Below are 12,327 nucleotides of genomic sequence, written 5' to 3'. Positions count from 1 at the left end.
ATAATTTCTTATCGGGTAGTCTTTTACGGATTATTTGTTGATAATACGCTTTTTTAACAACTTTTATTTGATAATAATTCAAAATTATTTTTTATTTTTGTGTAAACTACTAGACGATATGAAGAATTTTTATCTATTGGTCTTGTCATTTACTTTTTCAGTATTTTTTGGGCAAACTGAGTATGACAAAGACATGGAAGACCTTGTAAATACTGAAGGTCTTAAATACCAAAAAATGTTAGCGACCACAAGGAACGTGAATCCTAATACTTTAAACTACGATTTGAGGTACCAGAGGTTGGAGCTTACTCTAGATCCTGCAACAAGTGGTAATGTTTCTGGAGTAGTAACATCTCATTTTATTCCAAATCAGGATATGAATAGCATTTATTTTGATTTTAATGATGGTTTTACAGTTTCGTCAGTAAAGTACAAAGGAAATAATGTTACTTTTACTAAACTTACAACCAACGAAATTAAAATTGATTTTCCTACAACTTTAGTCAAAGATGTTTTAGATTCTCTATCAATTAGCTATTCTGGTACTCCTGTGAATGAAAATATGATTACTACTTATTCTAGACATCGCCAAGCTAAAAGTACTAATACTACTGTTCCTTATGTTATCTATACCCTTTCTGAACCATATGGAGCTAGAGATTGGTTTCCAACCAAACAAAGTATGAATGATAAAATAGAAAAAGTAAGGGTAGAAGTAACTACGCCTACAGGTATCTATGTAGCATCTAATGGTAAGTTGATTTCTGAAACAGCCATTTCAGGAACACAACTGAAAACCATTTGGCAAACCGAATATCCTATCCCTGCTTATCTTATTGCCATTGGAGTAACCAATTATAATAAATACACAGATACCATTGGAAATCCCCCTTTTCCGTTTTTGAATTATATTTACCCTATGAGTGATACTACAGCAAATAGGACAGCGCTCATTACCAATACTAAGCCCATCATGGATTTGTTTGAAACCTATTTTGGTCCTTATCCTTACCGAAACGAAAAATACGGGCATATGCAATTTGATTTTTCTGGTGGTATGGAGCATGCAACGATGACTTCAATGGGTACTGGTAGTTTATCTAGTTTATCTATTATAGCCCACGAATTGGGACACCAATGGTTTGGGGATAAAACGACTTGTAAAAATTGGAATGATATATGGATTAATGAAGGTTTTGCAAGATTTACTGAGCATTTGTATAACGAAAAAATCACCAATAAAAACAATAAAGCAGCATTTATTAATTATTTACAAACAATTATTAATGCGATAACAGCTTCCCCTGGGGGTAGCGTTTATGTATCTGATTCAGGTCTTGAAGTTTTCGGAGAATTATTTGGTTCTAGGCTATCATATAATAAAGGTTCTTATTTGTTAAGAATGCTTAAATGGATGGTTGGAGATGATACCTTCTACCAAGCGGTAAGAAATTACTCTAATCAATATGCTTACAACTATGCTACAGGGATGGATTTTAAAGCCTCTTTCGAAGCTTCTACAGGTAAAAATTTTACTGAGTTTTTTAATGATTGGTATTTTGGCGAAGGGTATCCTATCTATGATATCAGATGGAAACAAAATGCAAACCAATCTATTTCTTTTAAGGCATCTCAAACCAAAAGTATTACCACTGGTCCTGCGTTTTTTGAGATGCTATTGCCTATCAAAGTGACTGGTACGGGGGGGCAAACAGCTGAGTTCGCACTTAATAATACTTCAAACGGTCAAACGTTTACACTTCCACTAGGATTTGACGTGGCTTCTGTTTCTTTCAACTATGAAAATCAAATTCTAACTACTGGTTCTACAGTGACTAATGATACTACTTTTTTGACTACGGGAACCGTTACAGAAACCCCTATTAAATTATATCCTAATCCTGCTACCAATGAAATAGGTTTCGCTGGACTTAAAAAAGCACTTCCTTTTGAAATTTATAGTTTAGATGGCAAGTTGGTGAAGAAAGGGAAATTTGAGCCTAACAAAACGGTAGATATCTCAGGATTTTCATCTGGGGGCTATGTTATAAGAGTGAATGATCAAAAGTATCATTTTATTAAAAAATAATCTCGTAAAACCTTCATATCAATTGAAGGTTTTATCGTTTATTATCATATAAAAAGCAATTGCATTTTCAGTCAATGGAATAATGTTGTAGGATTTTAAGTTAAATCAATTTACTTTTTCGCATAATTGTTTTTATTAATGTTAAAAAGTAAAATAAAATAAAAGACTATGAAAAGAAAATTACAATCCAACCAATTTCTTTTAATAAATTATCAAAAGAGAATATTTTCCTATATTTTACTTTTTTTTGTTCATTTTTTATTGGCTCAAACAACCATTACACAAACCATTACCAGAACTGGTCCTGGGACCTTTATTGTGCCTTGTGATGTAACTTCTATTACTGTGGAAGCGTGGGGCGCTGGGGGTGGTGGACAAGGTGCAAATAGAAATTCATCTGGAAGTGGAGGCACAGGAGGAGGATATATGAGATACGTTGTTCCTGTTTTGGGAGGTGAAGTTTTTCAATACACTGTTGGTGTTGGAGGAACAGGAGGAGGAGATGGAGGATTATCTGAATTTAAAAGTTCTTTAACACCTACCACAAAAGTATTAACAGCGATAGGAGGTAAAGGAGGAGGACTTACAATTACAGGATATGGTTCAGGAGTATCTGCACCATCAGGTAATTCAATTACTTGGACTGGATCAACACTGCAGGCTAATACCAAAGGAGGAAATGGAGGTAAGGCCTCAGCAAATTATAGTGGTGGTGGTGGTGCTAGTGGAGGTGATGTAAATGGAGCAAATGCTTACTCTAATCCTATTACAGAAACAGCTCAAAATATGGGTGGTGCTGCTTCAACAAATAGTTTTGCTGGTGCTAATGGTGTTAATAATACTAATAATGGAGTTTCAGGAAATATTGGAGCTGGCGGTTCTGGAGGAAAAAGAGGAAACAATAATGGTACTAATCAAGGAGGAAATGGCGGTAACGGGCAAATCAGAATTACATACACTACCAAATATTGTGGGAAGTCGTTTACTAGTAATGTAGAACCAATTACCAATGTTACTTTTGCGGGCATTAACAATACAACTTCGGGTACCATCAATGGTTCTTTATCTAATGAATATTTTTGTAGTCCAACTGCAAGTGTTCAACAAGGAGAGGTGTACACCGTTTCTTTATCAGGCAATACGAATGGAAATAATAGCAATAATTTCAGGGTTTATGTCGATTGGGATCAAAATGGGGTTTTTGGAAATAATGCAGATGAAATTTATGATATTGGAACTATTAATAATTCTACTTCTGGGACGACCACTGGAAGCATAACTGTGCCAGCAGGAGCTACATTAGGAACCACAACCATGAGGGTGGTTAAAAATAGAAGCAGCTACTCAGATGCATGTACCAATGCATCTAATGGACAAACTGAAGATTATCAAGTGGTGGTTTCTGCTCCTACTTGTACTGCAGCAGGTGGAACTGCAGCGCTTAGTATTACTACTGGAAATCCTAACACTCCATTTACTGCTTCAGTTTCTGGCAGTAGTAATAATACTGCGGCATATGATTTTCAATGGGAAAAATCTCCTGATAATACTAATTGGTCACCCATCGCAGGACAAACATCTCCTACAGCGAGCATTACCGCTGAGCCCATTGAAACTACATATTATTATAGAAGGAAAATAACTTGTAAAAGTTCAGGAATTGTAACATATTCATCAAGTGTTTCTTTTACCACGGTAATTAATTATTGTACACCAGTTTTTAAAGCTTCTAATATTGGTAAATTGTATATCAGCAGTTTTAAATTTATTGGCGTATTGAACGATACTTTTTTATTTCCACCAAATCCTAATAATGCCAATATCAGTACTCAAACTGGTACTAATGGAGATTATGAAAATTACACATCACTGGTTCCTGTAGCAGAGCAAGCACAAGGCTCTGTGGTAAATGTGGAAGCCGTTTGTGGTGGGAACATTAGAAGTCCTTTAGCGGCAGCTGGAAGATGGGTAGCATGGGTGGATTGGAATAGAGATGGGACTTTTACTGCCTCAGAAGTAGTGTATAGAGTACCTTCTCCTTATCTTACTGATGCGGTGACTTTTGGTTTTCCAATACCAACTAATCAGACTCCAGGATTATACAGATTAAGATTGGCTGTGATACAAGGAACCAGTCCAGATACATCTGATGCTTGTAATCAATCTGCTTATAATGGGGAAATGGAAGATTATTTGTTTAGAGTTATTGAAGACAATTTAGCAAAATTAGATACTAACCAATCAAATATTTTTAATAGATGTGATCCAGGGGTAGTACCTATGACCGCAGTTGGTAAAGATGCTAATACTGTGAATTACAAATGGTATGATGCTAAGTATGGGGGTAATTTATTGTATACAGGTGCAACTTATTCTCCTACTGTTTCTTCTACTACAACTTTCTACGTAACTGCAGTAGATAATACGGGTAAAGAAACTCCTTTTAGATATCCATTTGTGGCAAGGATAGACCCTATTCCTGAAGTAACTTTTACTCCTACTCCTTCTACTATTTGTGGAGAAGATGATCCTTATTTAATTCTTTCGGTTTGGGGGGATAAGCGACAAGAGATATTGATGGAAGAAAAATTCGACAATGGTATAGGAGTGGCTACTACTGGAGAATTTGTAAATGTTGTAGAAGATACATTTGTTGATTCGTATAATACAACTCCATATTCTCCTGATTGGGTGATGAAGCCTACTCCTCATACTCCTTCTAACCCACCTCATTTAGCTATTGCTCCGTCTATTGCTTCTGGGTATTTTGGAGGTAATTTTGCAATCATTAATACTGACGTTAGAAGAAATGTCAATGTAAAAAGACATTTGGAATCTAAAAATACATATGATACCACTGCGTTTTTGCCTAATAGTTTGAAATTAGATTTTGATCTTTATTATTTCTCCATTGCTTTGGCAGAAGCCGATGGATATATTAGAGTTGAATATTCTGATAATGGTGGAGCTTGGACTGCTTTTGCTACCTATGTAAATAATCAGGGAAATCCGCTTATCTGGAGGCATTTATCTCTTGATATGGATGCGTTAGGAGTGCCAAGGTCAGCCAATCTTAAAATAAGATTTTCAGTATTTTCTAGAGGAGATAGCACTAAGACTGTATCTTATTTTGAAAGTATTGCAACGGTGGATAATGTGAAATTCTATGGAGATAAACCATTTGGAAGAGATTTTGATTGGTCTGGTGCAGACAATGCAGTTTTGTATGATAAAACTTGTACCACCCCCTTGGGGAATACTTTGGCTAGAGAAGTTTGTGTAAAGCCACCATTAAGTGAATTTGAAAAACCCTATTGGACTTTTAATGCGAGTGCCACTTTCCAAAATGGATGTCCTGCCACGGGTTCAACCATAGTTTACAACGATACCAAAATTTGGAACCAACCTGGAAAAACAGATTGGAATCAAGCTAATGATTGGAAACCGGTAGGAGTTCCTACCATCGCAAAATGCGTTATTGCGAGAACCCCAATAGAGTTGCCAACTTTGACCTCAGGAACTCATGGTTTAGCGAGAAGTGTGATTAATAAGTCTGGAGCTAAAATCACCGTTAGTCCTAAGTCTAGCCTTACCATCCAAAACTATATTAAAAATGAAGGAGCAGCTGAAGATGTAATGGTGGATAATGATGCTAATTTAATTCAAAATAACAATTCGGCTGTCAATATTGGAAACATCACCGTAAAGAGAAGTGCTAATTTAAAAAGATTGGATTATAATTATTGGGGAGCACCAGTGACGGGTCAAAATCTGAGAACTTTTTCACCAGGTACACTCAGCAACAGATTTTATACTTATAATGAGTATAATGATTTGTTTACTTCTATAGATCCTAATACTATTAGTTTTGAAAATGGAAAGGGTTACGCTATTAGAGCTTCAAATTCATTGTCAAATGTAGTTACTTCTCAAATGCATAGTTTTATAGGAGTGCCAAATAATGGAAATATTTCAGTCCCAGTGCTTAGAACGGCATCTGGACGAGGTTATAACCTTATTTCAAATCCTTATCCTTCTAATTTTGATTTTCAAGCTTGGTATAATTACGGTATCAATAGTAGTATTATATACAATACCGCCTATTTTTGGACCAATACCAATTTTAACCCAAAAATGCAAGGGTCTTCATATCCTAGTAATTTACCTAGTGGCACTCAGATCATTAATAATTATGCAATCCTTAATGGAACTGGAGGGGTAGCGGCTCCATATGCTGCAGGAACAGGTAATAATGACCCGATAGGTTCTCCTTCTAATTGTCCTCTATGTACAACCCCCAATCAGTACATTAAGGTTGGGCAAGGTTTTATTGTGAAAGTAAGAAATGAAGGAAACTTTAATTTGGCTTTTGAAAACAATAGTAGTATTAGAACTAATAATGCTTCTTCTATTTTCTTCAATAGAATGTCAGCTGGTAAAACAGCAACTGAAACTAAGGATAGATTTTGGATAAGCCTTAAAACGCCTTTAGATTTTGTATCTCCTATCTTAATTGGATATGTGAAAGGAGCAACGTCTACTTATGAACAAGATTATGATGCAGAATTATTGGTTATGGGAGGAGATAGTTTTTATTCTTTAACTGAAGATAAAAAATTGGCTATCCAAGGAAGATATCCTTTCAGTGTTGATGATAAAGTGAGCTTGGGGACAAGATTCGGCTTGCAAGGGCAGTATGAGATATCTGTTGATAGTAAAGAAGGTATTTTTGCTGGTCAACAACCGATTTATTTGAAAGATCATCTGACAGGAGTTGTGACCAATCTTTCTCAAGAAAAATATGTTTTTACCGCCAATGCAGGAGATACTACCGATCGATTCGAAATACAATATACCAACCAAGGCACACTAAACACCACAGATTTGAAAAACCAATCTACTGTGGTTTATCAAGAGCAAAATGATATCATCATAGAATCGCCATCAGTCATTAAGGGCGTGAAAGTATTTGATGTCTCAGGTAAATTGGTTCACCAAAGTATAGAAAAAGAGAAGAAAGTTACGGTTTCCTCAATCAATTATTCTAAAGGAGTCTATGTGATAGAAATAGTAACTGAAAGAGGGAAAGAAGTGAAGAAAATTGTGAAGTAGGTTCGAGATTTGAGATACGGGATACGAGTTACGGGATTCGAGTTTAGAGTTACTATTTGCAATTTTTGAGCACTTGGTATTATTTGATAAAAAATGGAAGATTTTATTGGCCTCGGTTTTAGAGGAAGTAAAGTCTTCCTTTTTTTTGTAGTGGTCAGTCGGCGAATGGAGTTTTTGTTTTGGGGTGGAAGTATTCATGCCACAAATGCACGAATTATAGTTTTAGCAGGTGGCTGATAGGTATTGGCTGCTAGCATTAGTTGATGGTGATTTTCTATAAATTAGATTTATTTTTGACTTCCAAGTTTTGGGTTCTGAGTTTCGGGATTTATACTCGCTGATTTGGCTTTGCTGTGTAGGGGGTAGGTTTAGCTTAAAAATTTATTTTTTTGTGATTCATCGTTTATCATCCATTTATCCAAAAAAAATAAAGATAACAATAAAATAATATTTTTTTTAAATGATAAAAATTTTAAGTAATCGTTAAAAATAACAATATATTTATTTATTTTACATGATATTTTAAGGATTTTTTGCAATAAAGTATTTGATTTCCAAAGTGTTTTTTTGTGATAAATGATATATAAAGAATAGAATTTTTTTAATAATTATATAAAATAATGAGTTTATTGATTTTTTTTTAATATTTTTAACGAAAATTTGATTCGGCTAACTAACCTAAAAATACAATATGAAAAAAAATCTACAGTCGTGTATATCTTTTTTTTCATCACAAAAAAAGAAACTTTACTTTTTTATTTTATTTCTAATCACCCATTTTTTTTATACCCAAACTTCTGTAATTATTACCAAAACAGGTGATAATTATTGGACTGTTCCGTGTGATGTTACTTCTATTACCTTAGAAGTATGGGGAGCTGGAGGGGGAGGGCAAGCCGTGAATGGGACCAATGTAAGAGGAGCAGGTGGAGCAGGAGGAGGTTTTGTGAAAACCACATATACTGTAGTGCCAGGTCAGACTTATAGGATGTATGTGGGGAGCGGAGGTACTGGAAATGATACCAGAAAAAATGGAGAAGGTTCTTGGTTTGATTCAGCTAGTTCGGTGTTTGCTGTTGGAGGAACAGGAGCAGGACTTGTTTTAACATCTGGTTTAGGAACAGGAGCAGCTTCCTTAACAACGGGTAATATTGGAGGGAATCTTCTTAGTACTTATGGAGGAAATGGAGCTAATGGATTTGATGACGGTACCACCAAATATAGTGGTGGTGGAGGCTCTAGTGCAGGAGATGTGAATGGGAATAATGCTTCTGGAATAACTGGAGGAACAGCACCTACTAATGGATATAAAGGAGGTGATGGAAGAAATTCTGATAATGCAGGTGTTGCTGGAGGAGTGGGAGCAGGAGGCTCTGGAGCATTTAGAAATTCTACTACTACTTTGATTAGTGGAGGTAATGGGGGAAATGGACAAGTTAAGATTACTTATACTTCTTATTGTACGAAATATTTTAATACTCAAGTTGCTCCAATTACAAAAGTTACTTTTGCGGGGATCGATAATTCATCTTCTGCTACAGTGAATTCCACGACTCCTTTTAATGAAATTTTTTGTATGATAAGTGCATCAGTGCAACAAGGCATGCCCTATAATATTACATTAAAGGGAAATTCTAATGGGAATAATACAGATTACTATAGGGTTTATATTGATTGGGACCAGAATAAAGTATTTGGTAATAATGTAAATGAAGTATATGACATAGGAACAATTACCAATTCTACGGGTATTGATGCTAAAGTTGTAACTGGAATTATTGATGTTCCAAGTAATGCGGTACTAGGAAGCACCATGATGAGGATTGTAAAATTAAGAGGGGCATATACAGATGCGTGTACCGCGGCTAATATTGGGCAATCAGAAGATTATCAAGTAAATATCAATATTCAGTCTCCATGCTCAGGAACACCTCCTGCAGGGAGTATTAAGCTAAGTGCATCTTCTGGAACTCCAGGAGCTACTTTTTTTGCATCAATTATTGGTAGTGTTTCAGGCAATGAATTTAGTTACCAATGGCAAAAATCTCCGGATAATGTAAATTGGGTTGATATTTCTGGGGCTAATTCAGAAACTGCCAATATTACAGCAGAAGCTTTGGGAGTTACCTATTATTATAGAAGAGTTACAACCTGTAAGAATACTGGTGATTATAGTATATCTACTTCTGCTAGTTATACAGGTGCATATTGTATACCTACTTTTGTAGCTTCTAATACTGGTAAACTTTTTATCAAAAGTTTTAGATTTGTAGGGGTTTTAAATGATGAACTCTTATACACTCCTAACGTTGCCAATTTAAGTACTCAATCTGGCGCTAATGGAGCATATCAAGATTTTACTGCTTTGAATCCTGTTGCTACACAATCACAAGGTTCTATTGTAAACTTAGAGGCTATTTCAGGTGGTAATATTGTAACCCCAGCTAAGGGAAGATGGGTTGCGTGGGTAGATTGGAATAGAGATGGAGATTTTTCTAGTTCTGAGTTGGTTTATCTTATGGATGCAGGCTATAGAACAGAATCAGTAACTTTTGGTTTCCCTATACCAAATAATCTACCTTTGGGAGATTATAGGTTAAGAATAGCCGTGGTAAATAACACTGCAGCAGCCACACTTCTACCTTGTGATTTTTCGACAACCAATGGAGAGGTTGAGGATTATATTTTTAGAGTGATAGAGGATAATCTTGCTAAATTAAATACCGATCAACCGAATGTTTTTCATAGATGTGAAGCAGGAGAGATTTCCTTAACTGCAATAGGTAAAGATGCCAATGTAGTCAACTATAAATGGTATGATGCCAAGTATGGCGGAAATCTATTGCATACAGGTGCTACTTTTACCACTAATGTATCAGCAACTACTAATTTTTATGTGACAGCGGTGGATGTTAATGGTAAAGAAACTCCTTTTAGATATCCATTTGTTGCACGTATTGACCCCAAGCCAGAAGTCACATTTACTCCAGTGCCTCAAACTATCTGTGGAGAAGATGACCCTTATCTTATTCTTTCGGTATGGGGAGATAAGAGAGAAGAAATATTGATTGATGAAAAATTCGATTCAGGACTTGGAGCTTTTGTCAATGTAAAAGAAGATGTGTTTACAGACACTAAAAACACCCCTATTTATTCTCCAGATTGGGTAACTAATCCAAATTTCTGGAAACCAACTGGTTCTACAGAGCCTACCAGAAACTATTATCAGGCAAAGAAGCCGCCACATCTTGCCATTGCTAGTACTATTTCGTCTGGTTATTTTGGTGGTTATTTTGCAGCGATAAATACAGATGTTTACAGAGATAAGAATATAAAAAGACATTTGGTAGCTACTCAGACATTTGATACAACTCCTTTTCTTACTAATAGTTTAAAGCTAGACTTTGATTTATATTATTTTTCTATTGCAACCTTAAAGGCAGACGGATATTTATCTGTAGAATATTCTACGGATAATACCAATTGGGTGCCTTTTAAATATTTTGTTCTCAATCATGGAAATCCATTGACATGGGAAAAAGTATCACTCAATTTAGACAATGTTAGTTTAAGCACACAAACTCCAGTACCGGCTTATCATGCTGAAGAAGTTCAAACCGTGGTTCCTAGATCTTCTACTTTAAAAATTAGATTTTCAGTTTTTTCTAGAGGATTCACCCCTACGCCTTCTTATTTTGAGAGTTTTGCTACCATAGACAATATCAAACTTTATGGAGATGTTCCATTTCAAAGAGATTTCCAATGGTCAGGATTAGATAATGCTGTTTTGTATGACGAAACTTGTACCACACCATTAGGGAATACTTTAGCTAGAACCGTCTGTGTAAAACCCCCTTTAGACGAGTTTGAAAAACCTTACTGGGAATTTAATGCCTATGCGACATTCCTCAATGGTTGTCCGGCCATTAATACTACTAGAGTTTACAACGATACCAAAATCTGGAACCAACCTGGAAAAACAGATTGGAAACAAGGCAATGATTGGAAACCGACTGGAGTGCCAGACCATAAAAAATGTGTCATTGTAAGAACTCCTTTAGATTTGCCTCAAGAGACCAATGGCTCTCATGGTTTAGCTAGAAGTGTAATTGTGAAACCTGGAGGAAAACTCATTATCCATCCAAAATCTAGTTTAACTATTCAAAACTACATCAAAAACGAAGCAACTGCTGATGATGTTAGTGTGGAGTCTGACGCCAATTTGATTCAAGTCAATAATGCTGGAGTTAATATAGGTAATATCACTGTGAAGAGAAATGCCAATCTCAAGAGAAATGACTATAACTATTGGGGAACACCAGTTGCTGCTCAAAATCTAAAAGCGTTTTCGCCAGGAACCTTAAGTACCCGATTCTATACTTATAATGAGAACAATGATTATTTTGTGTGGATAGACCCTAATGCCAATAGTTTTTCTCCGGGGTTGGGTTATGCAATTAGAGCATTTAATACCTATCCATCTGTAGCTCAAGAGTTTAATGGGAAATTTGTTGGGGTGCCTAATAATGGAGTTATCAATTCTCCTCTTATCAAATCAGCATCAGGACAAGGTTACAATCTTGTTGCTAATCCATATCCATCTAATATTAATTTTTATCAATTGTATAATTTGAATTCGAGTTTAATTTACAACACCGCTTATTTTTGGACCAATACCAATTTTAATCCAAAAATGCAAGGGTCTTCATATCCTAGTAATTTACCTAGTGGCACTCAGATTATCAATAATTATGCAATCCTTAATGGAACTGGAGGGGTAGCGGCTCCATATGCTGCAGGAACAGGTAATAATGACCCGATAGGTTCTCCTTCTAATTGCTTCAGTTGTAAAGTGCCTAATGAATATATTAAAGTAGGTCAAGGTTTTATTGTTAAAGCCAAAACCAGTGGAAACTTGAGATATGAAAATGGAAACAATATTAGAAATAATGAAGCTTCTTCCATTTTTTTCAATAGAATGTCACTTGGTAAAACAGCAATTGAAACTAAGGATAGATTTTGGGTGAGTCTTAAAACGCCTTTAGATTTTGTATCTCCTATCTTAATTGGATATGTAAAAGGAGCTACCTTAGCTTATGAGCCCGATTTTGATGCGAAATTATTGA

Annotated in this window: 3 protein-coding genes; all 3 read left to right on the top strand. The window is 35.5% G+C overall.

All coding sequences use genetic code 11. The features are described 5' to 3' along the window. The first annotated feature begins 118 nt into the window (after nucleotides 1-118). A complete protein-coding gene (locus IEW40_RS13700) occupies nucleotides 119-2,089 on the top strand; it encodes a M1 family metallopeptidase (protein WP_188618682.1) in 1,971 nt (656 codons plus the stop codon). 168 nt (nucleotides 2,090-2,257) lie between these two features. Continuing rightward, nucleotides 2,258-7,201 (top strand): RemA C-terminal-like gliding motility protein, encoded by a 4,944-nt coding sequence (locus IEW40_RS13695; RefSeq protein WP_188618681.1) that lies wholly within the window; start codon nucleotides 2,258-2,260, stop codon nucleotides 7,199-7,201. 691 nt (nucleotides 7,202-7,892) lie between these two features. Further along, nucleotides 7,893-12,327: immunoglobulin domain-containing protein (locus IEW40_RS13690; protein ID WP_229663461.1), on the top strand; the 4,435-nt coding region annotated here is incomplete at its 3' end.

It is taken from the genome of Cloacibacterium rupense, from assembly GCF_014645495.1.
Lineage (GTDB): Bacteria > Bacteroidota > Bacteroidia > Flavobacteriales > Weeksellaceae > Cloacibacterium > Cloacibacterium rupense.
This window is presented reverse-complemented; position numbering and strand designations above follow the sequence as displayed.